22 protein-coding genes, 2 tRNA genes and 1 pseudogene are annotated in these 24,623 nt (G+C 63.8%); 6 read left to right on the top strand and 19 right to left on the bottom strand.

From position 1 onward, the window contains the following. Positions 1–20: 20 nt before the first annotated feature. The 14 genes from HDG33_RS11105 to def form a co-directional block, all read right to left on the bottom strand. A complete protein-coding gene (locus HDG33_RS11105; RefSeq protein ID WP_184025831.1) occupies positions 21–755 on the bottom strand; it encodes a tetratricopeptide repeat protein in 735 nt (244 codons plus the stop codon). Beyond that, positions 752–1,534 carry an HpcH/HpaI aldolase/citrate lyase family protein gene (locus HDG33_RS11100; protein ID WP_184025828.1) on the bottom strand — a complete coding sequence of 261 codons (783 nt, stop codon included), beginning with the start codon at positions 1,532–1,534 and terminating at the stop codon, positions 752–754. The genes HDG33_RS11105 and HDG33_RS11100 overlap by 4 nt, the downstream gene beginning before the upstream one ends. A gap of 191 nt (positions 1,535–1,725) precedes the next feature. Next, the gene (gene queD / locus HDG33_RS11095) at positions 1,726–2,184 is read right to left on the bottom strand and encodes a 6-carboxytetrahydropterin synthase QueD (protein ID WP_184025823.1); all 459 of its coding nucleotides are present in this window, start codon (positions 2,182–2,184) and stop codon (positions 1,726–1,728) included. Positions 2,185–2,190: 6 nt separating this feature from the next. Then, complete coding sequence (queE, locus tag HDG33_RS11090) at positions 2,191–2,823, bottom strand: 7-carboxy-7-deazaguanine synthase (protein WP_184025820.1); 633 nt, start codon at positions 2,821–2,823, stop codon at positions 2,191–2,193. Between the two features lie 54 nt (positions 2,824–2,877). Next, positions 2,878–3,609 carry a 7-cyano-7-deazaguanine synthase QueC gene (gene queC / locus HDG33_RS11085; protein ID WP_184025817.1) on the bottom strand — a complete coding sequence of 244 codons (732 nt, stop codon included), beginning with the start codon at positions 3,607–3,609 and terminating at the stop codon, positions 2,878–2,880. 395 nt (positions 3,610–4,004) lie between these two features. After that, a tRNA-Phe gene (locus tag HDG33_RS11080) sits at positions 4,005–4,080 on the bottom strand. A 93-nt stretch (positions 4,081–4,173) separates the two neighbouring features. After that, on the bottom strand, positions 4,174–4,863 hold the full coding sequence (gene esaR, locus HDG33_RS11075) for a response regulator transcription factor EsaR (RefSeq protein WP_184025800.1): 690 nt from the start codon (positions 4,861–4,863) through the stop codon (positions 4,174–4,176). Next, entirely contained in the window at positions 4,864–7,290 is a 2,427-nt protein-coding gene (locus HDG33_RS11070; protein ID WP_184025797.1) for a PAS domain-containing sensor histidine kinase, read from the bottom strand. Beyond that, positions 7,280–7,879 (bottom strand): DUF4390 domain-containing protein, encoded by a 600-nt coding sequence (locus tag HDG33_RS11065; RefSeq protein ID WP_184025788.1) that lies wholly within the window; start codon positions 7,877–7,879, stop codon positions 7,280–7,282. Before HDG33_RS11065 ends, HDG33_RS11070 begins: the two co-directional genes overlap by 11 nt. Next, positions 7,876–9,315 (bottom strand): 16S rRNA (cytosine(967)-C(5))-methyltransferase RsmB, encoded by a 1,440-nt coding sequence (gene rsmB / locus HDG33_RS11060; RefSeq protein ID WP_184025782.1) that lies wholly within the window; start codon positions 9,313–9,315, stop codon positions 7,876–7,878. The genes HDG33_RS11065 and rsmB overlap by 4 nt, the downstream gene beginning before the upstream one ends. Before the next feature lie 198 nt (positions 9,316–9,513). Then, complete coding sequence (gene htpX, locus HDG33_RS11055; protein ID WP_018418965.1) at positions 9,514–10,371, bottom strand: zinc metalloprotease HtpX; 858 nt, start codon at positions 10,369–10,371, stop codon at positions 9,514–9,516. Between the two features lie 105 nt (positions 10,372–10,476). Then, positions 10,477–11,118: a LysE family translocator gene (locus tag HDG33_RS11050; protein ID WP_184025779.1), complete on the bottom strand. Its 642-nt coding sequence runs from the start codon at positions 11,116–11,118 to the stop codon at positions 10,477–10,479. 125 nt (positions 11,119–11,243) lie between these two features. Continuing rightward, on the bottom strand, positions 11,244–12,230 hold the full coding sequence (gene fmt, locus HDG33_RS11045; RefSeq protein ID WP_184025776.1) for a methionyl-tRNA formyltransferase: 987 nt from the start codon (positions 12,228–12,230) through the stop codon (positions 11,244–11,246). A 30-nt stretch (positions 12,231–12,260) separates the two neighbouring features. Continuing rightward, positions 12,261–12,764 carry a peptide deformylase gene (def, locus tag HDG33_RS11040; protein WP_184025774.1) on the bottom strand — a complete coding sequence of 168 codons (504 nt, stop codon included), beginning with the start codon at positions 12,762–12,764 and terminating at the stop codon, positions 12,261–12,263. Positions 12,765–13,041: 277 nt separating this feature from the next. Here def and dprA point away from each other — a divergent pair, with 277 nt between their 5' ends. From dprA to HDG33_RS11025, 3 genes are all read left to right on the top strand, one after another. Continuing rightward, on the top strand, positions 13,042–14,271 hold the full coding sequence (gene dprA / locus HDG33_RS11035; protein WP_184025772.1) for a DNA-processing protein DprA: 1,230 nt from the start codon (positions 13,042–13,044) through the stop codon (positions 14,269–14,271). A 101-nt stretch (positions 14,272–14,372) separates the two neighbouring features. Further along, positions 14,373–14,750: a thioredoxin family protein gene (locus HDG33_RS11030; protein WP_018418960.1), complete on the top strand. Its 378-nt coding sequence runs from the start codon at positions 14,373–14,375 to the stop codon at positions 14,748–14,750. Positions 14,751–15,058: 308 nt separating this feature from the next. Next, the gene (locus tag HDG33_RS11025) at positions 15,059–17,725 is read left to right on the top strand and encodes a DNA topoisomerase III (protein ID WP_184025765.1); all 2,667 of its coding nucleotides are present in this window, start codon (positions 15,059–15,061) and stop codon (positions 17,723–17,725) included. A gap of 188 nt (positions 17,726–17,913) precedes the next feature. On the opposite strand, the gene HDG33_RS11020 is transcribed toward HDG33_RS11025, so the two are convergent. After that, entirely contained in the window at positions 17,914–19,020 is a 1,107-nt protein-coding gene (locus HDG33_RS11020) for a LysR family transcriptional regulator (RefSeq protein WP_090802249.1), read from the bottom strand. Positions 19,021–19,080: 60 nt separating this feature from the next. Between HDG33_RS11020 and HDG33_RS11015 the strand changes: the two genes are divergently transcribed. After that, on the top strand, positions 19,081–19,350 hold the full coding sequence (locus tag HDG33_RS11015) for a hypothetical protein (protein ID WP_184025764.1): 270 nt from the start codon (positions 19,081–19,083) through the stop codon (positions 19,348–19,350). Between the two features lie 12 nt (positions 19,351–19,362). Here the strand turns inward: HDG33_RS11015 and HDG33_RS11010 are convergent, their stop codons facing one another. Continuing rightward, on the bottom strand, positions 19,363–21,219 hold the full coding sequence (locus HDG33_RS11010; RefSeq protein WP_184025763.1) for a phosphoenolpyruvate carboxykinase (GTP): 1,857 nt from the start codon (positions 21,217–21,219) through the stop codon (positions 19,363–19,365). A 386-nt stretch (positions 21,220–21,605) separates the two neighbouring features. Here HDG33_RS11010 and HDG33_RS11005 point away from each other — a divergent pair, with 386 nt between their 5' ends. Continuing rightward, entirely contained in the window at positions 21,606–22,619 is a 1,014-nt protein-coding gene (locus HDG33_RS11005) for a D-2-hydroxyacid dehydrogenase family protein (protein WP_184025762.1), read from the top strand. Between the two features lie 64 nt (positions 22,620–22,683). Here HDG33_RS11005 and HDG33_RS11000 read toward each other — a convergent pair whose 3' ends face one another. Continuing rightward, entirely contained in the window at positions 22,684–23,562 is an 879-nt protein-coding gene (locus HDG33_RS11000) for a patatin-like phospholipase family protein (protein ID WP_184025761.1), read from the bottom strand. Positions 23,563–23,637: 75 nt separating this feature from the next. Next, positions 23,638–24,042, bottom strand: coding sequence for a PaaI family thioesterase (locus tag HDG33_RS10995; protein ID WP_018418954.1), 405 nt, complete (start codon positions 24,040–24,042; stop codon positions 23,638–23,640). Between the two features lie 200 nt (positions 24,043–24,242). On the opposite strand from HDG33_RS10995, the gene HDG33_RS10990 reads away from it, so the two are divergent. Beyond that, positions 24,243–24,318 (top strand) — tRNA-Lys (locus tag HDG33_RS10990). A gap of 219 nt (positions 24,319–24,537) precedes the next feature. On the opposite strand, the pseudogene HDG33_RS37270 reads toward HDG33_RS10990, so the two are convergent. Continuing rightward, a pseudogene (locus tag HDG33_RS37270) lies at positions 24,538–24,623 on the bottom strand (IS5/IS1182 family transposase); the annotation flags it as partial.

Genomic DNA, 24,623 nt, shown 5'->3' with positions numbered 1-24,623 from the left:
TTTGCTTTATTGCGGCTTCATTACTGCGGCTTCACTTCCTTCTGATCGCGCAGCTGCGCGCTCAACTGCTGATACTTCAGGCGCGCGGCCGGATCGCCCTGCGCCGCCGCGGCCGCGTAATACGCGCGCGCCACATTCAGATTCCGGTCGACACCATCGCCGCCACGCTCGTAGAACGAGCCGGTCACGTACTGCGCGGTCATGTCGCCGCCCTGCGCCGCTTTCTTGTACCAGACGAACGCCTGCTTGTTGTCACGCTCGGTACCGCGTCCGTCGAGGAACTGATTCGCGAGCGCGAGTTCCGCCTGCACATGGCCCTGCGCGGCCGCCTTCATGAACCAGCGATGCGCCTCCACCGGATCGCGCTCGACGAACTCGCCGTCGTCGTACATCTTGCCGTACACGTATTGCGCGTGCGACATGTTCGCGTCGGCGGCCTTGCGCAGCCACTTCTTGCCTTCGTCGACGTTGACCGGCGTGCCTTCGCCGTTGAGCAGCATCATCGCGTAGTTGAACTGCGCAAGCCGGCTGCCGCGCTCGGCGGCCTGGCGGAATTCGCTCAGCGCCGCGCCAAGGTTGCCGGCGTTGTAGTCGGCCACCGCGGATTGCGTCTGCGGATCGTTCGCCTTGGCGACGTGATCCTGTGCATACGCGGCGTTCCACGCCCCAGTCGCGAGCAGCGCCGCCGCCATGGTCACTTGCGCGGTCACTCGCGTGATCATCCGCCCGGCGGCCCCCTGCACTCTGCCGTTCATGACCTCACCTCCTGTAATGCCTGGCGCGTCGCGCGCAACATCCAGATCACGTCGGCGGCTAGCGCGACGAAGCGAAAACCGGCGTCGCGATGCTGCCGCGCGCTCGCCACGTCCATCGCGAAGATGCCGGCGGCAATGCCGGCCTTGTCCGCCGCGCTGACGATACGCGCCATCGCCGCCTGCACGTCCGCGTGTTTCGCGTCGCCGAGATGACCAAGGCTCGCGGCCAGATCGGCCGGCCCGACGAACACGCAATCGACGCCCGGCGTCGCCGCGATCTGCTCGACCTCCCGCAAGCCGCGCGCCGATTCGATCTGCACAATCGTCGCGATCTGTGCGTTGGCCGTCTGCACGTAATCACGCCGCATGCCGTAACCGGCCGCGCGCACGACGCCCGCGACGCCGCGCAGGCCGTCGAGCGCCTCGGCGGTCGGATATTGGGTGAGCCGCACGGCGCGTGCCGCGTCTTCGGCGGATTCGATGTTCGGGAACATCAGCGTGCGCGCGCCGGCGTCGAGCACGCGCTTGACGAGCCACGGCTCGCTCGCGGGCACCCGCACCACCGGCTCGCTCGGCAGATGGGCGGCGGCAATCGCGCGCAATTGCGACTCGACGCCGCCGCTATCGTTGGGCGCGTGCTCCATGTCGATCAGCAGCCAGTCGAAGCCGGCGTGCGCGAGTGCTTCCGCGGCGGCCTCGCTGCCGAGCGACAACCACAGCCCGATCAGCGGCGCGTTGTCCTTCAGACGTTGTTTGAGGGAGTTGGTGAAGGTGCTCATCGGCTGGCCTCGCGCAGGTTTGCAATGCGAAGCGGGGCCAGATAGTGGATCAGGCAGGCACCGGGGCGTTGACGGCCTCGTTGCCTGCTGCGACGCGATGCGGTGACCGGCATGTCTCGCTCCGTGTGTTGGTCGGAACGATCATACCGTGACAATAACGCGAGAGTTCGTTCGCGTGGCGGGGCGTGGATTCAGGTGGGAAGCGAGTCGCGGACCACCTCGGCCCAGCAGTTCGGCGTCTCGTACAGACGCACTTTGTGCAGGCGCAGGTTCACGCCGTAGTGCGCGTCGTAGACGTTCGCGAGAATGTCGAACGCAATCGCGGCGAGGTTTTCGACGGTCGGAATGCGATCGATCACGACCGTCTTGTGACCCGCCATGCTGTCGAGGAAGTCACGCACCTGCGTGTCGCCTTCGTAGACGAGAAACGCGTGGTCCCACTTGTCGACCAGGTGCTCGTTGGCGAGCGACTTCACGTCGGCGAAGTCCATCACCATGCCGCGATCGGGCGCGCCTTCGGCGTCGACCAGATCGCCTTGCAGCGTGATTTCGAGCACGTAGCGATGGCCATGCAGATTACGGCACTGGCTGCGGTGATCGGGAATGCGGTGGCCCGCGTCGAATTCGAGTTTTCGGGTAATCGTCAGCACGGCAAATCAGGGAATGTTCAGATACTTGTGAGTCTGCATCGACAGGCGCCACTGCGGATGACGTTTGCACCAGTCGATCGCGAGCTTCGTGTTGATGTCGCGCGACGGGCCGTCCATCGGTTGGACGAGGAAATACTCGAAGTCGAGCTTGGCGTAGTCGGCGAGGCGCTGGTTGTCCTGCGGGATCACGACCTTCAGTTCGTTGCCCTTCGTCACGACGAGCGGCGCGTCGGCCTTCGGGCTCACGCAGATCCAGTCGATCGTGTCGAGCACCGGCAGCGAGCCGTTGGTCTCGATCGCGATCTCGAAGCCGGCCGCGTGCAGCGCGTCGACGAGCGGCTGATCGATCTGCAGCATCGGTTCACCGCCGGTGCACACGACGAAGCGTTCGCCCTCGCCCTGCGGCCATTGCGACGCGATCATCGCGACCAGTTCGTCAGGTGTGCGGTACTTGCCGCCGTTCTCGCCGTCGGTGCCGACGAAGTCGGTGTCGCAGAAACGGCAGACGGCGTCCGCGCGATCCTCTTCGCGGCCGGACCACAGATTGCAGCCCGCGAAACGGCAGAACACGGCCGGCCGCCCGGCATTCGCGCCCTCGCCCTGCAACGTGTAGAAAATTTCCTTGACCGCGTACGTCATGCTGCTTTCTGTCCTGTGTTCCTGAATCTATGATGCGCGCTCTCGCGCGAACCGTCAGACCGGCTCGGTGACTTTTTCGCCGGCGAGGTAGGCCTCATAGCCACGTTTGCGCAACCGGCATGCCGGGCATTCGCCGCAGCCGAAGCCCCATGAGTGCAACTCGGCCCGTTCGCCGACGTAGCAGGTATGTGTCTCGACACGCACCAGTTCCACCAATGCGTCGCCGCCGAGCTCGCGCGCAAGGCGCCACGTGTCGGCCTTGTCGAGCCACATCAGCGGCGTCTCCAGCGCGAAGCGCGCGTCCATGCCGAGATTCAGCGCGACCTGCAGCGCCTTCATCGTGTCGTCGCGGCAATCGGGGTAGCCCGAGAAGTCCGTCTCGCACATCCCGCCGACCAGCACCTGCAAACCGCGCCGATACGCGATGGCCGCGGCGATCGTCATGAACATCAGATTGCGGCCCGGCACGAACGTGTTCGGCAACCCATTGGCCGTGGCTTCGATTTCGATCTCGCGCGTCATCGCGGTGTCGCTGATCGCGCCGAGCAGCGACAGGTCGATCGTGTGATCGTCGCCGAGACGATCGCCCCACGCCGGAAACGCACGCACCACGGCCTGACGGAATCCTTCGCGGCATTCGAGTTCGACACGATGACGCTGACCATAATCGAAGCCGACCGTTTCGACCGTGTCGTAACGGTCGAGCGCCCACGCGAGACACGTGGCGGAATCCTGGCCGCCGGAAAACAGCACGAGCGCGCTACGCTTAGCGTCTTTGCGGATCACCGTGATACTCCGTGAATGAGAGTGCCACGTCGCGCTGCGCGAGGTGCGCCATGCAAGCAACGCGGCGCGACGTGTGCCGGCACTGTGCCGGCCCAAAGCAGTATAGGTCGCGCGTTGCGCGGGAACGTGGCTGGGCGCTTATACCGCCGATCGTCGGGCGAAGGATTGGGTGCTTCGGTGCGACATGCTCGGCACTGCATTCGCGCGGTGCACGACCGCGTGCGACGCCTGCATGCAAGTCCTTGAACTGGCGCGATTTTATCACGCGACACCGAATGTCGCCGACGCCAGCTGTCCCACCCGCGCGGCTTCAACTGCGTGGCAAGCCGAAGTGACGACTTGTCCGCCAAACGGAAAAGCCCCAGGGAATCTTGCGATTTCCTGGGGCTGAATCCTGGTGGCCTGGGGCGGAATCGAACCACCGACACGCGGATTTTCAATCCGCTGCTCTACCAACTGAGCTACCGGGCCAACGAAGAACGAAACTATATCAAGCGATCCGCAGTTCAGCAAGCCCTTTCATAAATAATCTGCCGCGCCGCGTTCGCATGCAACACGTGGCGCTCACTCCCCTTTGTTCTTGCCGAGATCGACGCCGAGTTGCTTCAGCTTGCGATAAAGATGCGTGCGCTCGAGACCGGTCTTCTCCGCGACACGCGTCATGCTGCCGTTCTCGCGCGCGAGGTGATATTCGAAGTACGCGCGCTCGAACGCATCGCGCGCATCGCGCAGCGGAATGTCGAACGAGATCGACGCGGTTTGCGCGACGAGCGCGCCGCCGCCGACGCCATCGGACGACAGTATCGGCAACGCGGCCGACGACGCGACTGACGATGCGCTGACCGGCAACGCCGGCTTCGCAGCCACGCCGCCGGGCACGGCCGCCGCGTTACCACGCGCGAGTCCCTGCTCGACCGCCTTTAGTAGCTTCTGCAACGCGATCGGCTTTTCGAGGAAGTTGAGCGCGCCGATCTTGGTGGCCTCGACCGCGGTGTCGATCGTCGCGTGACCGGACATCATGATCACGGGCATCGTCAATTGACCTTGCGCGGCCCATTCCTTGAGCAGCGTCACGCCGTCGGTGTCCGGCATCCAGATGTCGAGCAGCACGAGGTCCGGCGCCTGACGCAGACGGAACTCGCGCGCCTCCTGCGCGTTTTCAGCGGCCTCCACGACGTGTCCCTCGTCGCTGAGGATCTCCGAGAGCAGTTCCCGGATGCCCATTTCATCATCTACCACCAGGATGGTTGCCATTTACGCTGCCCTTGTCTGCACTGTTGCTTTTGTCGTTCCCTGCGACGCGCCGCCGTGCGCCGGATGCGCACCCGAAACAGGTGCACCCGGCTGCGCGGGGTCGTCCGCCAGTTGAAGGAAGAGAATCGAAATCTGCGCGCCTTCGATCACGTCGCCGGCCTTCATGCGATTGCGAATGTCGATGCGCGCGCCATGTTCGTCGACGATCTTCTTGACCATCGCAAGTCCCAGACCCGTACCCTTGGCCTTGGTCGTCACGTACGGCTCGAACGCGCGCGTGAGGATACGCGCGGGGAAGCCTGGTCCGTTATCCGACACTGTCAGACGGACCGCGACGCGTGCCTTGCCTTGCGCGTCGGGGTCTCCGTATTCTACTGTCCTCGTCTCGAGCAAAACACGCGGATGCGCGACTTCGGCGACCGCGTCCTGCGCGTTCTGCAGCAGGTTGTGGATCACCTGACGCAACTGCGTCGCGTCGCCGCGTATCGCGGGCAAGGCCGCCAGCTCGACCTGGATCGCGCCCTTGCCTTCTTCGATACCGTACAGCGTGAGCACCTCGCTGACCAGACCATTCAATTGCAGATGCGCGAGTACCGCGGGCGGTGTGCGCGCGTAGTCGCGGAAATCGTCGACCATCTGCTTCATCGCGGCGACCTGATTGACGATCGTCGTCGCGCCGCGCTTCAGCACGTCCGCATCCGACGGCGCGAGCTTGTCGGCGAGTTTCATCTGCAAACGCTCGGCCGACAGTTGAATCGGCGTGAGCGGATTCTTGATCTCGTGCGCGAGGCGCCGCGCGACTTCGCCCCATGCGATCGAACGCTGCGCGGAGATCACGTCGGAGATGTCGTCGAACACGATCACGTAGCCCGCGGTCTGCATGTCTTCAGCGTCGCGCTCGTTCGCCGCGAGGAGGCGCGCGCCGCGCACGAGCAGCGTGAGCGGCTCGGTTTCGCCGGGCACCGGCACCGAGAACTGCTGCTGCCAATGGCCGTTGTCGTCATGGCCGTCTTCACTCGCCGCTTCGCGATCGGCGAATGCCTTGCGCACCATCGCGCCGAATTCGCCGAGCACGCCGATCTGATCGAGCGACGAGCCGAGCACCGTCTGGAACGGCTGACGGAAAATCCGCTCGGAGCCTCGATTCGCGGTGGTCAGCCGGAATTGCCGGTCGAACACGAACACACCCGCGGTCAGGTTCGCGAGGATGCTCTCGAGATACGCCTTCGAATGCTCGAGCGCGATACGATTTTTCTCGACCGCCCCGCGCGCTTCCGACAACTGCCGCGTCATCGCATTGAACGACTGCGTGAGGAAACCGAGTTCGTCGCGCGACTTGATCTCGCGCTTTGGCGTGTAGTCGCCCTCGGTGATTTCCTTCGTGCCCTGCGCGAGCAGGAAGAGCGGCCGCGCGAGCTGATTGCCGAGCGCCAGCGCGAGCATCATCGCGATGAAAGTCGCGAGAAACAGCGACAGGGTCAGCGTGCCGATGTACATCTTGCGCAGGCCGGTGCGGCCGAGCGCCTTCTCCTGATACTCGCGATACGCGCGCTGCACCGAGTCGGCATTGCGCGCGAGTGTCGTCGAGACCGGCTGCGTCAGTTGCAGGAAGCGCTCGGCGGGCTGCAATAGCGACGCGTTCGCATCGGGAATACGCTGCACCACGCGCAGACGCAGCGCTCCCTTGCCGCCGTGCGCATTCGGATCGCCGTCCACTTCGCCTTCGATCGCCGCATAGCCGTGGCCACGCGCCTGCTCGATCATCAGCGGTGTCGGCAGATCGTTTGGCACGAGCATCGCGTAGTTGCCGGACGCCTGCGCGACCACGTGCATGTCCGGCGTCGCGCCAGACATGCTGCGGGTCGGCTCGACGATCGTCGCGTCCTGCACACCGAACTGGTCGCGCAAACGCAGCAGCGTCAACGTGGTGCCGGCCGCATCCGCGCTCGCGAGCTGCTCGGACATCAGACGCGCCTTCGTCTGCAGATCGGACAGCGACGCGTCGAGCATGCCACGCCCGAGGTTGAGGCCGGACGCGAGCGCGGTTTCGACGTTCACGTCGAACCACGACTCGATGCTGCGCGACACGAACTGATACGACACGATGTAGATGATGCCGCCCGGCACCACACCGACCAGCGCCATGAAGAACGCGAGCTTCGCGAGCAGCCGTGTGCCGAATTTGCCCGTGCGTAATCGCACGATGATGATGACGACGAGCGTCGCCACCACCAGCAGAAAGATCAACGCGACCGCGACGTTGGCCGCATACAGCCACTGGTAATAGCGGTCGAAGAATTCGGTGTTCGCGCTGGCGGCGGCCAGCAACACGAGCAGCAACACGGCCGTCACCGCGACCGTCGACACGAGCACGCGCACGACGATGCTGCTGACACTGGTGGAAGATGAGCGCACTTTATTTAGCACGATCGGCGGCCGTGAAAGTGAAGCGCTTCCAATCGGAGGCGAGGTTCCAGTCGCGGTTGTTCACCGCGTCGATCTGGAACGGCTTGGGCATCAGCCCGATGTCAAGTTGCATGCGCACGGACGCGTTATAGGTTTCGCCGACCCGCACCTGATTGCGGTCGATCACGTGCCACGACGTCACGTGCTTGATCACCGCGAGCGCATCGTTGAGCGTGGAAAAGCCGAGCTGCAAGCCGCCCGACTGCACGCTCGACACGCGATATTCGCGCGTGAGTGGCTGGAACGACAGCCGCAAACTTTGCGACACGCTGACCGGCTGCTCATCGAACCAGTACCAGCGCGGCCGGCTCAGTTCGAAATCGGTCGTGAAATAAAGCGGAATGCCTTTGTTGACCGCGTCTTCGAGATTGCTGTTCAGCTGGAATTCGAAATGCGCGTCGAGACTCCAGCCGCCGTTGTCGGCCTGCAGCGACGCCCGCTGCACCGCTATCGAGTCAGCGTGCGCCGCGCCCGGCGCTGCAAGCCAGACGGCCAGCGCGATCCAGAGCACGGCAGCGAGCCGAAGCGGGAAGAAGCGTTTTATGGTCACCGTTTCTGAAAGCGCGCGTAGAAAAATCCGTCGTGGTCTGAGTTCGTGCCGGCGCTGAATTCAGCGGGTCGTCCAGCATGAGAACCGGCCGATGGGTCGGCGGGCGCGCGGGCAACTGAGGGCAAAAGCTGCCCCGGCGCGTCCAATCGTACCGCATCCTGGTGCTGGTTTCCAAACCACTGTGCCTGCAACTCGCCCTCTTCGGGGAAGATCGAACAGGTAACGTAAAGCAACTCGCCGCCCGGTTTCACGAGCGGCCACAGCGCGTCGAGAATGCGGCGCTGTTCGGCGACGAGCGCGGCGATATCGGACTGACGACGCAGCCAGCGAATATCCGGATGACGCCGCACGATGCCCGACGCCGAGCACGGCACGTCGGCGAGGATGCGGTCGAACGGCTGGTCGAGGTCGTGGTGCCATTGCGCGGGGTTGCCCGCGTCGCCGATGCGCACTTCCGCTTCGAGCTTCAGACGCCGCAGGTTTTCGCCGATGCGGCGCGCGCGAGACGCATCGCTTTCGAGCGCGACCACTTGAATGTTGGCGAGTTCGAGCAGATGCCCGGTCTTGCCGCCAGGGGCCGCGCACGCGTCGAGCACGCGCATGCCGTCGCGCACGCCGAGCAATTGCGCGGCGAGTTGCGCCCCTGCGTCCTGCACGGACACGACACCTTCGCTGAAGCCCGGAATGCGCTCGACCGGCATTGGCGTCGCGAGCGTGACCGCGTACTCGCCAGCCTTGCTTGCGGCGATCTGCTGGCGTTGCAGCACTTGCAGATAGGCGTCGACCGTCGAATGGCGCGCGTTCACGCGCAACGTCAGCGGACCTTGCGTGTTGCCGGCGGCCAGCACCGATTGCCACGCCTCGGGCCATGCGCGCTTCACCGCGTCGATCCACCAGGCCGGATAGTTCCAGCGCGCTACTTCATCGGCTTGCAGGGAGGCGAGCAACGTGTCGCGCTCGCGCAAGAAGTTGCGCAGCACCGCGTTGACGAGCCCCTTCGCGAACGCGAACTCGCGACGCGCGGCAATCACCCTGACCGCCTGGTCGACGACCGTGAACGGCGTGTAGGCGGCGCTCGCTTCGTCGTCGACGAGCAGCGCGAGCGCGCACGCGAGCACATGCGCGACGTGCGGCGGAGGCGCCTTCTTCATCAGCTTCGCGATCAGCCACTCGGCGGTTGCGAGACGGCGCATCGTGCGATAGGCGATATCCTGCACCGCGCCGCGCGCCGCTGCGGCGTTGTCCTCGGGCACCGCCACGAAAACGCTTTGCAGCGCCGCGGGCAAGGCCGCGCCGAGACGCACGGCGCCGACGGCCTGGGCCGCGCAATCGAGTGCGAACCCGAGCGATTCGGGCGACAGTTGCAGCGTCGACAAACGGGATTCGCGCGAACCGGCCGACGAGGAAGCAGAACGCGAAGAAGGCTTTGAAGTCATGAAGGGAGCAAGGGCAAGCCGCACGGTGCGCGCGGCGCAATCAGCGCACATTGTAGCGTGGCGCCGGTGGGGCGCCGCCATGCGTGGGTGGTGGCCGCAGACGCTATCGCGCAGTGGCGACGAACAGTGTGAAAAAAGCGGGCCTCGCGGGCCCGCTCTTCAGTACTTCAGGCTCGACGCGCCGAGCGACGCGGCGCCTCAGTCGAAGCGCCCGGTGCGCGCCATTTCCATCAAACGCGCGATGCGTTCCTCGGTCGCCGGGTGCGTCGAGAACAGACTCGCGATACCGCCGCCCGACAGCGGATTCATGATCATCATCTGTGCGGTGGCCGGATGCGCCTCGGCCGTCGGGAACGGAATGCCGCTCGCATAGCGATGGATCTTGTCGAGCGCCGACGCCAGTGCCTGCGGGTCGCCCGAAATCTGCGCGCCGCCCCGGTCGGCTTCGAATTCGCGCGCACGCGAAATCGCCATCTGGATCAACGCACCCGCAATCGGCGCGAGCAGCGCAACCGCGATGCTCGCGATCGGGTTGGCAGGACGGCCGTTTTCGTCGCGGCCGCCGAAGAACATCGCGAAGTTCGCCAACGCGGAAATCGCGCCGGCCATGGTCGCCGAAATCGTCGAGATCAGAATGTCGCGATGCTTCACGTGCGCGAGTTCGTGCGCCATTACGCCGCGCATTTCGCGCTCGGACAGTACGCGCAGAATGCCGGTGGTCGCCGCGACTGCCGCGTGCTCCGGGTTGCGGCCGGTGGCGAACGCGTTCGGCGCGTCTTCGTTGATCAGGTAGACGCGCGGCATCGGCAGGTTCGCGCGCGTGGCGAGATCGCGCACCATCCGATAGAACTGCGGCGCGCTGTTTTCGTCGACTTCCTGCGCGTTGTACATGCGCAGGACCATCTTGTCGGAGAACCAGTACGAGAAGAAATTCATCCCAAGGGCAATCACGAGCGCGACCATCATGCCGCGCGACCCGCCGATCATCCCGCCGATCACGATGAAAAGGGCCGTAATCGCGGCCATCAACATCGCGGTTTTCACCCAGTTAAACATGTCTGCAACTCCTTGCCCCGAGCGTGGCCTTCATCTCCGTGCCGCGCGATTGCGGCGCCAGATTGTAAGCGAAATGTTAGATATGGGCGGTGCGGGAAAATTCAATCATCGCGAGGCGCTCGCGAGTTTGATGCCCAGGCCGACGAACGCGCTGCCGACGCCGCGATCGAGCCAGCGCTTGACCGCCGGTTTGCCCGAGAAACGCTGCGTGACGCTTCCCGCGATCCACGCGACGAAGCTGTTCCAGACCATGCTCATCAGCACGAAGACCGCGCCGAGCGTGAGAAACGCGAAGGTCTTGTGTTCGCTGCCCGTCGTGACGAATTGCGGGAAGAACGACACGAAGAACAGCACGACTTTCGGGTTCAGAACGTTGGTCCAGAAGCCTTGCAGGAACAACTGCCGCAGTGACTTCGGCGTGGACGACGCGCGCGCATCGCCGGCGGGCGCATCCGCGGCCGGTTTCGCGAAGATCAGGCGCACCCCCAGATAGATCAGATAAATCGCGCCGGCGAATTTGACGATGGTGAACGCCGTAGCCGACGCGGCCAGCAGCGCGGTCAGTCCAAACGCGCAGGCAAGCGAGTGAATGCAGCAGCCCGCCGAGATGCCGAGCGCCGACATCAGCCCCGCGCCGCGGCCCTGGGCGACGCTGCGCCCGACGATATAAGCGGTATCCGGCCCCGGCGTGATGTTCAGGAGAAAAACCGCGACGATGAAAAACTCGAAATGGACGATGCCGAACATGTGATGCACCCTCGAAAACCTAGTCTGCTGCATGGAGGATTCTAACGCGCGTCGCGCTCGCGGCGGGCGCGGAGAACACCGGCCGAATGGACGATGCTCCGGCGTGCGAGACGCGCTTATTGCGCCTAAGGAAGCTGGAAGCGCTGGCCTGCGGCGAGCGGCGAGCCAGCAAGGAATTCGCGTACCGGCAGGCGCTTGCCGCCGGGCTTCTGCAATTGTGTCAGACGCAGTGCACCTTCGCCGCAAGCGACCAGCACGCCGTCGGGCGCAACCTCGACGATGGTGCCTGGCGCCTTGTTGCTGCCCGACGCCGGCGAGGCCACGGCGGTGACGGCCCAGATCTTGACGGTGCTGCCGTCGTCGAGCGTGCCGGCGCCGCCAGGGAACGGGTCGAACGCGCGCACCTGACGCGCAAGCGCCTCGGCCGGCCGGCGCCAGTCGAGCGCCGCTTCGTGCTTGGCGATTTTCTCGGCGTAGGTCACGCCGTCGGCCGGTTGCGGGATCGACGTCAGCTTGCCGCTGCGCTCGAGCTCGATCAGTGCGTCGACGATCAATTGCGCGCCGTCCCCGGCGAGGCGGTCGTGCAGCATGGCGGTTGTGTCGTCGGCGGAGATGGGGGTGCGTACTTCGGAAATCATCGCGCCGGTGTCGAGTCCAGCGTCCATCTGCATCAGCGTGATGCCGGTTTGCGCGTCGCCCGCCTCGATCGCGCGATGAATCGGCGCCGCGCCGCGCCAGCGTGGCAGCAGCGACGCGTGGATGTTGATGCAGCCGAAGCGCGGAATGTCGAGCACTTCCTGCGGCAGGATCAGCCCGTAGGCGGCGACAACCATCACATCGTGCAGCGTCGCGCGCAGTTGCTCGATGCCGGCGGCGGCTTCCTGTGGATATTTGCCAGCGCGGCGCAGCGACGTGGGCTGCGCAACCGCGAGGCCGTGCTCCTGTGCGTAGCGCTTGACCGGACTCGCCTGCAGCTTCATGCCGCGACCCGCCGGCCGGTCCGGCTGCGTCAAGACGAGCGGCACGGCAAACCCGGCGCCATGAATCGCGGCCAGCGCGGCCGCGGCGAATTCCGGTGTGCCGGCAAAGATGACGCGCAACGAATGACTCATGAATGGGGCGGTAGGCAAGTTGAAAGCGCGTTACATCGCGTGGGCGAGCTTCTTCATCTTGCTCTTGATGCGCGTTTGCTTCAGCGGCGACAGATACTCGACGAACACGCGGCCCATCAGGTGATCCATTTCGTGCTGAATGCACACGGCGAGCAGCCCCTCGCAATCGAGCTCGAACGTTTCGCCCTTCTCGTTGAGCGCACGCACGCGCACTCTCTCGGCACGCTCGACGTTGTCGTAGATCCCGGGCACTGACAGGCAGCCCTCTTCCGACAACTTCCTCTCATCGCTCGACCAGACGATTTCCGGATTGATGAACGCGAGCAGTTCGTCGTGCGTTTCCGACACGTCGATCACGATCACGCGTTCGTGCACGTCCACCTGGGTGGCGGCGAGGCCGACGCCGGGCGCCGCGTACATCGTTTCGGCCATGTCCGCGACGAGACGGCGGATACGGTCGTTGACCTCCGGGACTGGCTTCGCCACCTTGTGCAGCCGTTTGTCCGGGTAATTGAGGATGCTCAGTAAAGCCATGATTTCGAGTGTGATTTGAGACGCCGCCAACCGTTGGAGGCTCGCGTTGGCCATTTGGCCAGGTTGTGAGCCCGTCGTAATACGCAGAGGATAGATGATGTCGAACCGGTTCGATTCAACGCGCCTCGTGCGCCCGACGACGAACCCGCGCCGGTAAGCGCGGCGCCGCGATTATTCGCGGCTCATTGCCGTTTTATTTCCGCGTTTTTATTTCGGATGATGAAAATTTTAGCATGGCGCCCGCCTGCCCGCAGGCCCCGCCAGAGGAGCGACCCGCATGCAGACCTTGCCCGCGACCCGTATCGAACTTGCCGCCTGGCTGCGGTTGTCACTTGCGCCGGGCCTCAAACCCGCGGCGTTGCGCCTGTTGCTGGGCGCATTCGGGCTGCCGCAGGCGCTGTTGGCGCAATCGCCGGAGACGCTCGCGGAGGTCGCCGGTGACGCCGCGGCGCGCGCGGTGCTGGCGCCGCCGGGTCCAGCGTTCGACGGCCAGCTCGATGCAGTGCTCGCATGGCGCGAGCAGCCGGGCAACCAGATCGTCACGCTCGACGATCCCGCCTATCCGCCCGCGCTGCTGACGATCCCCGATCCGCCACCGCTCCTATATATAAAGGGCCGGCTTGATTTGCTGCATACGCGCGCGGTCGCGCTGGTCGGCAGCCGCAGCGCGACGCCGCAGGGCATCGAGGATGCGCGGCGGTTCGCGCGAGAGCTGTCGGCGGCGGGCGTGACGGTCGTATCGGGGCTCGCACTCGGCATCGACGGCGCCGCACATCGGGGCGGGTTGGAAGGTGTCGGCGGAACGGTCGCGGTGGTAGGCACCGGCGCGGACCTCGTCTATCCCGCCGCGCATCAAGCGCTCGCGCGGCAGATCGCCGCGCAGGGTGCGATTCTCTCGGAGTGGCCGCTCGGCACGCCGGCACGCGCCGCCAACTTCCCACAGCGCAACCGGCTGATCGCTGGACTGGTCAGCGGAGTCGTGATCGTCGAGGCGGCTATGCGTTCCGGTTCGCTCATTACCGCGCGGCTTGCCAATGAGATGGGGCGCGACGTGTTCGCGTTGCCCGGATCGATTTACGCGCCGTTGTCGCGCGGCTGTCATCGGATGATCAAGCAGGGAGCGCGGCTCGTGGAAACGCCTGACGAGGTGCTGGAGGAGCTCGGTTTTGCCCGGCGGCCGGCGGGCGATGCGAGACGCTCGGGGAAGCGGGCCGTGCCGCTGGAGCATGCGGGTTTGCGTGTTTCGTCGGGTGGGACCGCTTTGCCCGCTACGACCGCAGCCTTCGCCGACGCACCGCCGTCCGGGCCGGCCCCGCAGCCGGCGCTCGCCCCTGACGCACAGCGTCTGCTCGCCGCGCTCGGCCATTCGCCGACCACGCTTGAAATTCTCGCCGCCCGTACCGAGATGGAGAACGCCGCCCTGCACGCCGCCTTGCTCCGGCTCGAACTCGCCGGCGAGGTCACGCTGCTGCCCGGCGGCCGCTTCATGCGAGCCCATCATGACTGAGCCGAGACTGACCGGCGTCAATGCAGATTGGCAACTTTTCGCGACCGGCCATGCTACATTCGCGCCAAAGCACCCGACAAAACACACAAGGAAATCACTTCATGCCCGCGCTGAACCTCGACACCGACCAGGACCGGATCGCCGAGCGCGTCAACGAACCCGACACGCTGTTCGTTGCATGCCTGTGCGCGGAGTGGTGCGGAACGTGTCGCGAGTACCGGGACTCCTTCAACCAACTGGCCGAGCGGCACCCGGAAGTCTGTTTCGCATGGATCGACATCGAAACTCATGCGGATCGGTTCGACGATCTGGACGTCGAGAATTTCCCGACCGTCCTGATCGAAGACTCGGTGACGACACGGTTTTTCGGTACGGTTTTGCCACAGGTGTCGATCGTCGAGCGGATGCTGTCGGATCTGACCGCGCTGCCCGGCGTAACCGGTGCGCCAAAGCTGCGGCCGGCGCTGGCGGTCGCCTGAAGGCGGCCTCGCGCGCCGCCCGGTCAAACGGAAAGCCTCGCGACGCGCCGCTTGCGGTACAGGCCCCCGCCGATCATTTGGCACAGCATCGCGGCTGGCATCGCTGTCCGCACGCGGCGTTTGCCGCAGTTGATCAACCGCCGGACCCGCAATTATGATGACGCGCTTTTATGGCACTTGACCCGTTGGGTTCGCACCTTGTGCTATAAAGCGGTCGTTATTGGGTCGAAAGAGGTCTCAAGCGAGCGTCGCGCGCCATGTTGGCCCTCAAGGCCACCAACCCGGATCTACCAACCTCACATCGAGTCATGTCCAAAGCACTGATCATCGCCGAAAAGCCTTCTGTCGCGAACGACATCGCGCGCGCTTTGGGCGGCTTTACCAAGCATGACGAGTACTACGAAAGCGACGACTACGTCCTTTCGTCGGCAGTGGGCCACCTGCTGGAAATCGCCGCGCCCGACGACTACGAAGTCAAGCGCGGCAAGTGGAGCTTTGCCAATCTGCCCGTCATTCCTCCGCATTTCGATCTGAATCCGATCGCGAAGAGCGAGTCGCGCCTGAAGGTGCTCACCAGGCTGATGAAGCGCAAGGACATCGACCGTCTGATCAACGCATGCGACGCGGGGCGCGAGGGCGAACTGATTTTCCGCCTGATCGCGCAGCACGCGAAAGCCAAACAGCCGGTGCAACGGCTGTGGCTGCAGTCGATGACGGCCGGCTCGATCCGCGACGGTTTCGCGCGTCTGCGCAGCGACGAAGAGATGCAGCCGCTCGCCGACGCGGCGCGTTGCCGCTCGGAGGCGGACTGGCTCGTCGGCATCAACGGCACGCGCGCGATGACCGCGTTCAACAGCAAGGGCGGCGGCTTTTTCCTGACCACGGTCGGGCGCGTGCAGACGCCGACGCTATCGATCGTCGTCGAGCGCGAAGAGAAGATTCGACGCTTCGTGCCGCGCGACTACTGGGAAGTGAAGGCGGAGTTCGTCTGCGCGGCCGGCTTCTACGAAGGCCGCTGGTTCGACCCGAAATTCAAGCGCGACGAGTTCGATCCGGAGAAGCGCGACTCGCGCCTCTGGGCGTTGCCAGCGGCAGAGACGATCGTCGCGGCTTGCCGCGGCCAGCTCGGCACGGTGACCGAGGAGTCGAAACCGTCGACGCAGCTGTCGCCCGCGCTCTTCGACCTGACCAGTCTGCAGCGAGAAGCCAACGGCCGCTTCGGCTTTTCGGCGAAGAACACGCTGGGTCTCGCTCAGGCGCTGTACGAAAAGCACAAGGTACTGACCTATCCGCGAACCGACGCGCGCGCGTTGCCGGAAGACTATCTGGACACGGTCAAGCAGACGCTCGGCATGCTCAAGGAGAGCAACAACTACCTGCCGTTCGCGAAGCAGGTGCTCGACAAGGGCTGGGTGAAGCCGAACAAGCGCATCTTCGACAACTCGAAGATCAGCGACCACTTCGCAATCATCCCGACGCTGCAGGCGCCGAAGAATCTGTCCGAGCCGGAGCAGAAGCTCTACGACCTTGTCGTGAAGCGCTTCCTTTCGGTGTTCTTCCCGGCCGCCGAATACCGTGTGACGACGCGTATCACCGAGGTGGTCGGACATCATTTCAAGACCGAAGGCAAGGTGCTCGTCGAGCCGGGCTGGCTGCAGATCTACGGCCGCGAAACCAGCGGCGACGACGCGAACCTCGTGCCGGTGCAGAAAGACGAAAAGGTCAAGACCGACAAGATCGCCGCACAGCAACTGGTCACGAAGCCACCAGCGCGCTACAACGAAGCGACGCTGCTGTCGGCGATGGAAGGTGCGGGAAAACTGGTCGAAGACGACGAATTGCGCGAAGCGATGGCGGCCAAGGGGCTCGGCACGCCGGCAACGCGCGCGGCGATCATCGAAGGTCTGCTCACCGAAAAGTACCTGATCCGCGAAGGCCGTGATCTGATTCCGACCGCCAAGGCCTTCCAGCTGATGACGCTGCTGCGCGGCCTCGGCGTGAAGGAGCTGACTGCGCCGGAGCTAACCGGCGAATGGGAATATAAGCTGTCGCAGATGGAGCGCGGCAACCTGCCACGCGACGCGTTCATGCAGGAAATCGCGCGCATGACGCAGACTATCGTCAAGCGCGCGAAGGAATACGATTCCGACACGATCCCGGGCGATTACGCGACATTGCAGACACCTTGCCCGAATTGCGGTGGCCAGGTGAAGGAAAACTACCGGCGTTTCGCGTGCTCGAAGTGCGAGTTCTCGATCTCGAAGATTCCGGGCGGCCGTCAGTTCGAGATCGCCGAAGTCGAAGAACTGCTGCAGAACAAGACGATCGGGCCGCTGTCGGGCTTCCGCAGCAAGATGGGGCGGCCGTTCTCGGCGATCCTGAAACTGTCGCTCGACGACGAGATCAAGAATTACAAGCTCGAGTTCGACTTCGGCCAGGACGCGGCCGGCGAAGACGGCGAGCCGCCCGACTTCTCCGATCAGCAGCCGGTCGGCGCGTGTCCGAAGTGCCAAGGCCGCGTTTTCGAGCATGGCATGAGCTACGTCTGCGAAAACTCGGTGGCGAATCCGAAGTCGTGCGACTTCCGTTCCGGCAAGGTGATCCTGCAGCAGGAAATCGCCCGCGAGCAGATGGCCAAACTGCTCGAGGAGGGTCGCACCGATCTGCTGACGAACTTCAAGTCGTCGCGTACCGGCCGTAACTTCAAAGCTTTCCTCGTCAAGCAGAACGACGGCAAGATCGGCTTCGAATTCGAGAAGAAGGAGCCGGCGGCGGCGAAGACCGCAGCGGCGAAGACTTCGGGTGCTCGTTCCGCGGCCAAGGCGATGTCGGAAGCGGACGAAGGTGATACCGCGGTGGCCGTGAAGGCCGAGCCGGCGGAAAAGAAGGTGGCGGCGAAGAAGGCGCCCGCCGCCAAGTCCGCGGCGGCCAAGAAGGCACCGGCGAAAAAGACCGCGGCGCGAAAAACCGGCTAGTAGGGCGAGATTCGGATCGGCGGCTCGCGGTGGTAGCAGGAATAGCTACATTAGCCACCGCAGTCGGCGATCCGTGCACAGCCCGCGGTGTAGTCCGCATCTGTCCATGAAAAAAGGCGCAGTCACTTGAGGTGACTGCGCCTTTTCAATGCCGGCCCGCATCGCTGCGGGCTTCGACATTCAGAGATTTACAGCGGCGATAACGCCGTCGGGCGTGGACTGCGATTGGACGACTTCGTCATCGGCTTCGGCACGGCCGGCGACAGCTCGCTATCGAGAAGCCGCGACAGCGGCTCGGCGCCATCGAACGCTTCCGGTGCGCGCGACTCGGCAGTCTCGAACGCGGCCGACGTCGCCGGACGCTCCAGACCGTCCTTGATCCACTGCTCGCCGAGCACGCTGTTCGGCGTCTGGTTGAAGTGCTCGACCAGATGGTCGATGAACGTGCGCACCTTGGCCGGCAGGTGACGGCGGCTTGGGTACGCAATATTGATCTCGACCTGCGGCAAACGGTAATCGCCGAGCAAACGCACGAGCCGGCCGCGCGTCATGTCGCGACCGATCAGATAGCTCGGCAGAATCGCGGTGCCCATGCCGAGCAGCGCAAACTGTCTCAGCATCTCCGTGTTGTTCGCGACGATCACGTTCGACGGCCGCACGCGCACTTCGCCTTCCGGCCCGGTAAACACGCGTTCATCGCCCCAGTATTCGGATGGCAGGCTCAGGCACGGGTGCTCGAGCAGATGTTCGGGACGCGTCGGCATGCCATGCTTTTCCAGATAAGCCGGCGTCGCGCAGACGGTCATGCAGCCCGTGGTCAGACGCCGCGTAACGATACTCGCGCTGCGCATTTGCCGCGCGATCACGACGCCGACGTCAAAGCCCTCCTCGACGAGGTCCACCTGACGATCGACCAGCGTGACGTCGGGAATGACTTTTGGATAGCGCTCCGCGTACGTTTGCAGCACGGGCGCGAGGTTATGCAGCCCGAACACGACGGGCGCGACGATGCGTAGCGTGCCGACGGGTTCGTGATTGCGAGCGACCACCATCTGTTCGACGTCTTCCAGTTCGTCGAGAATCTGACGGGCGCGCTCGAGGTAGACCTGACCGGATTCGGTCAGCGACAAGCTGCGGGTCGTGCGATTGAGCAGCCGCGTACCAAGACGGCCCTCGAGGTCCGCAACGTGACGGGTGGCGACCGCGTTGGAAATATCCATGGCGCTCGCGGCGCGGGCAAAACTGCCGAGATCCGCCACCTTGACGAAAACTCGCATCGACTGCAAATGATCCATAGGACAACTCCCTGCCTTGTTACTGCTTCCTGACAATTGGTGAAAACCAGTGAAGCGAACTTGGAATTCTCCTACGACTCGCAAAATCGTGCAGAAGTTGCCCGCAAAATAGGAAATATTGTCAATTTTGGTACGACTGTGTCGATAAAACCGGGGTCCGACCAGCGATTATTCCCAAATCAAAAACAATCTGCTGCGCTGCAGCTTGCTCTGTCTTTTTTGTTCGAACAGACGCAACGGTCGTTCGGCCGTTGCGGAACTCGAAAAAACGGAAATAAGCCGGGCGCCCAACGAAAAAACCGCCCGAGGGCGGCTTTTTATGCTGAGTGAGCACTCACATAATCACGCTGTGAGTTTTTCCTCGAGCGCGCGCTTCGCCTCAGTCAGTGCCGGCGGCAAACCGTGTTGCAGCGTGTCAAACAGCTTCGTGTGCAACACGAGCTCGTCGCGCCATGCAGCGTCATCGACGGAAATCACCTGCTCGAACTGCTCGCGGCTGAAGTTCAGCCCGCTCCAGTCGATGTCCTCATAGTGCGGCGAAATGCCGAACGCATGCTCTTCGCCCTGCGCGGTGCCTTCGATGCGGCCGACCATCCAGCTCAGCACGCGCATGTTCTCGCCGAAGCCAGGCCACACGAACTTGCCGTCCGCGCCCTTGCGAAACCAGTTCACGCAGAAGATTTTCGGCAGCTTCGCGCTCAACTGCTGCAGACGCTCGCCGGTCTTCAGCCAATGAGTGAAATAGTCGCTCATGTTGTAGCCGCAGAACGGCAGCATCGCGAACGGATCGCGGCGCACCACGCCCTGCTGTCCAGCCGCCGCGGCGGTGGTTTCAGAGCCCATCGTCGCCGCCATGTAGACGCCCTCGACCCAGTTGCGCGCTTCAGTGACGAGCGGCACGGTGGTCGAGCGGCGGCCACCGAAGATGAATGCGTCGATTGCGACACCGGCCGGGTTTTCCCAGTCCGCGTCGATCGACGGGCACTGCGAAGCCGGCGCCGTGAAGCGCGCGTTCGGATGCGCCGCTTTGCGGCCGGTTTCTTTTGCCTCGGCTGGCGTCCAGTCCTTGCCCTGCCAGTCGATCAGATGCGCCGGCGGCTCGTCGGTCATGCCTTCCCACCAGACGTCGCCGTCGTCGGTCAGCGCGACGTTCGTGAAGATCACGTTTTCCTTCAACGTGGCGAGCGCATTGTAGTTGGTCTTTTCGCTCGTGCCCGGCGCAACGCCGAAGTAGCCGGCTTCCGGATTGATCGCGTACAGGCGGCCGTCCTTGCCCGGCTTGATCCACGCGATGTCGTCGCCGATCGTCGAGATTTTCCAGCCGTTCAGGCCCGCCGGCGGGATCAGCATCGCAAAGTTGGTCTTGCCGCACGCCGACGGAAACGCCGCCGCCACGTGATGCTTGCGCCCGTCCGGCGAGGTGACGCCGAGAATCAGCATGTGTTCGGCGAGCCAGCCCTCGTCGCGGCCCATCGTCGATGCGATGCGCAGCGCGAAGCACTTCTTGCCGAGCAGCGCATTGCCGCCATAGCCCGAGCCAAAGCTCCAGATTTCGCGCGATTCGGGGAAATGCACGATGTACTTGGTCTTGTTGCAAGGCCACGACACGTCCTGCTCGCCCGCAGCGAGCGGCGCGCCGACCGAATGCACGCACGGCACGAACTCGCCGTCCTCGCCGAGCACGTCATACACCTTGCGGCCCATGCGCGTCATGATGCGCATATTGGTCACGACGTACGGGCTGTCGCTCAACTCGACGCCGATATGCGCGATCGGCGAGCCGAGCGGGCCCATCGAGAACGGCACCACGTACATCGTGCGGCCGCGCATCGCGCCATCGAACAGGCCGTCGAGCGTCGAGCGCATTTCGGCCGGGGCGATCCAGTTGTTGGTGGGGCCTGCGTCCTCTGCTCGCTGCGAGCAGATGAAGGTGCGATCCTCGACGCGCGCGACGTCGGACGGATCGGACCAGGCGAGATAGGAATTGGGACGCTTGGCGGGGTTGAGTTTCTTCAGCGTTCCGGCTTCGACCATCTGCGCGCACAGGCGGTCATATTCTTCCTGCGAGCCGTCGCACCAGACCACTTTTTCAGGCTTGGTCAGCGCGGCGATGCGCTGGACCCAGTCGATCAGCTTGCGGTGTTTGATCCATGTGGGCGCCTCGATAGTGAGCTGGCCTTCGAACGAGGGATGATTCATCGACTTGTCTCCGTTTGAAGCAATAGAAAAACGGTACAAGCCCGGGGACGCTGCATGCGAGAGGCATTGAATTCATCGCGCCGACGTGTCAATTTTCCACTGGCGGCGCATGATTGCGCAGATCGTCCTGGGCCACACAGCTTGCCAGGCGGAGGCGCGCTTCCTACAAGGCTTCTGCAACCTTGTGTAAAGCGGCTTGCCTCAACACGCAACAAACTGCTAAAAACGTTCTCAATTCGCCTTCACGTACCGTTGCCGTTCTTTTGTGTGCGACAGCTTCTACGGTAGGGCATCTAGCCAGACTAACGTGTGACCTAAGTCACATGGTGGGACAGTCAGCATAACATTCCGTTCGCACCAATGAGGTGCGCCGCAAATTACATACCATGAAGATTGCCATCCTCGACGATTACCAGGACGCCGTTCGCAAGCTCGACTGCTTTCAATTGCTGGCCGACCAGGAAGTCAAAGTATTCAACAATACCGTGCGCGGTCTCGGACAACTTGCGAGCCGTCTTGCGGAAGTCGACGCCCTCGTTCTGATTCGCGAACGTACCCGCATCACGTCGCAACTACTCGACAAGCTGCCGCGATTGCGCATGATCAGTCAGACTGGCAAAGTGTCGAGCCACATCGATCTGGCGGCCTGTACCGAGCGCGGCATTGCCGTGCTCGAGGGCAGCGGTTCGCCGGTCGCGCCGGCCGAACTGACGTGGGCACTCATCATGGCCGCCCAACGGCGTATTCCGCAATACGTGGCAAACCTTAAACAGGGCGCCTGGCAGCAGTCGGGGCTGAAGACGTCGGCGCTGCCGCCGAACTTCGGTTTGGGGCAAGTGCTGCGCGGACAGACGCTAGGGATCTGGGGCTACGGCAAGATCGGCCGACTCCTCGCCGGCTATGGCAAGGCGTTCGGCATGAACGTGCTGATCTGGGGCCGCGAGCACTCGCGCGAAGCCGCTCGCGCCGATGGCTACAGCGTCGCGGCGAGTCGTGAGGAACTGTTCGAGACCAGCGATGTGCTGTCCCTGCATCTGCGTCTGCACGACGACACGCGTGGCATCGTCAAGCAGGACGATTTGATGCGCATGAAACCGACCGCGCTGCTCGTGAACACGAGCCGCGCCGAGCTGCTCGAAGAGAGTGCGCTGGTGAACGCGCTGTCACACAACCGTCCGGGGATGGTCGCGATCGACGTCTACGAAAGCGAGCCGATCCTGCAAGGCTACAGCCTGCTGCGCATGGAGAACGTGATCTGCACGCCGCACATCGGCTACGTGGAGCGGGAGAGCTACGAACTGTATTTTTCGGCGGCGTTCAACAACATCCTCGCGTTCGATGCCGGCGATACCGCCAGTGTCGCGAATCCGGAGGCGTTGCAGGGCGGGCGTCGGCGGTGATTGGTGGGCGAGGCCGGCCGGCGGATCAGATGTGTGCCCGCCCCGCCCCGCCCCGCCGCGTCGCTCATCGCGCTTCGTGCGCTCCCGCCTCCATCAATGCAGGGATGCGTTCAAGGAAGACCTCACCGTCGGCACGGCCAAGGTTATAGGCGTGCACCATCTGCGACGGACTCGTGTAATCCCAACTCGAAATCGGCACCTTGCGCGACGGTTGCACGTAAAGCCGCTGCTGGACGCCGTGTGGCACGACGAACATCTGCGGCCGCGGATAAAGACGCGTGACCATCACGAGCACGTTGCCCGGCGCGTCAGCATCTAGCGCGCCGACCGGCACGTTGTCGACCATGCCGCCGTCCAGCACCGGCCGGCCGTTGCGCCGCAGAACCGGCGTGAACGGCGGTGTACTCGACGATTGCAGGATCAGGTCGGCCAACTCGTCGACGCTCGCGCAATCCTGCGCGCGCACGAATTCCGGATGAAAGCCAAGCGTCCGACCGAGCGTCGGATGCAGCGTCTTGCGCACGTATTTTTCGATGTTGTACGCGACCAGCCCTGCCGCGACGGCACTTCTCGCGCCGAGCCAGCGCGGCAGGTGCGATACGCCGATGCGGATTTCCGGCGCCTGCGCGAGCCTGGAAAACTTGTCGCCATAGATATCGAGCAGCGCCTGACGGTAGATCCGGTAATGCGGGAACACCGACTCGCCGCGCAGCAGATTGCCCCAGTAGGCGTTGCGCGTGTTGTGGCGCAGTGCGTCTTCGTAATAGCGCATAACCCAGTCGGAGTCGCCGCGCGTGTAAATCATGCACGCGGTTGCGGCGCCGGCCGAAATGCCGGTGATCACGCGCGGACGGATGTCGAGCTGCGGCTGCACGACGTCCCAGAAACCCGCCTGCCACCAGCAGCGGTTGCCGCCGCCGGCGAATACGACCTGATCGAACATGCTGCTTTTCCTTGCTTTCCTTTGCTCTTGCTGCACGCAGATTGTGTTGGCGGCGCCCTCGGGTCCGACGCGCATTCACTCGAGCAGCGCGTAAGTCGTAGTGGCTTGAACCGCCATGTTGCCGCCTTCGTCGAACAGTTCGACTTCGCCAAACACGAGATTGCGGCCCATGCGCAGCACGCGCGCCTTGATCAGCACATCGCCCTTGCGGACCGCGCGCATGAAGTTGATATTCAGCGACACCGTGCTCATCGGCTTGAAGCCGCCAAGCGCGGCGGTGATGGCGACGACCATCGCCGTGTCCGCGGCCGCCATGAATACCTGGCCGCTGATCATGCCGCCCGAGTGTCGCCACTCGCCAGAGAACGGCAGACGCAGCGTGGCACTTTCCTCGTCGACCTTGATCGGCGTCAACGTGAGCGCCCGGACCCAAGGGGCGAGAACTCGGTCGAGCAGCTCGGTAATCTCTTTGTCATCCATGGGAATCCCCGGGCGAAAGCCGCGATGCTGCGTGCGGGAGGTGTCCGCGACATGATACCGGCAGCGTTGGACGCGTCGATGTTTTCGGGATGGCGGCTTTGTCGAGGGAACGCTCAAGTTCGGGCGATGCGATCTTTTTAATGACACTGCGAAAAGGGCTTGGCAATCTCAAAAACATCCTGCATAATTTCGCTTCTGTTGGGGCGTTAGCTCAGTTGGTAGAGCAGCGGACTCTTAATCCGTAGGTCGAGTGTTCGAGTCACTCACGCCCCACCACCAGATTCAAGCAAAAAGCCCGGTCACTGCGACCGGGCTTTTTGCGTTCTGTCGCCTGTGCAGGCAAATGGGACAACCCGGCTGCGGCACGCCCATTCGCAAACTACTGCGAGATTGCGAAAGCTGGCGACCCTATCACCATACGCCGAACACCCGCTCCCGCGTAATGGCCATGCCATTAACCAGTTAGCATAATTTCACTTCTAAACCTAGAGCGTGTTAGGCACTTTTCATAATCGGTGCAGCATGAACGAGCATAAGCATGGCGAAGACGACGAAGTGCAGGCCTGCCAGGGTTTCGGGCA

It is taken from the genome of Paraburkholderia sp. Cpub6 (genome assembly GCF_014201065.1).
GTDB classification, from domain to species: Bacteria; Pseudomonadota; Gammaproteobacteria; order Burkholderiales; family Burkholderiaceae; genus Paraburkholderia; species Paraburkholderia tuberum.
This window is presented reverse-complemented; position numbering and strand designations above follow the sequence as displayed.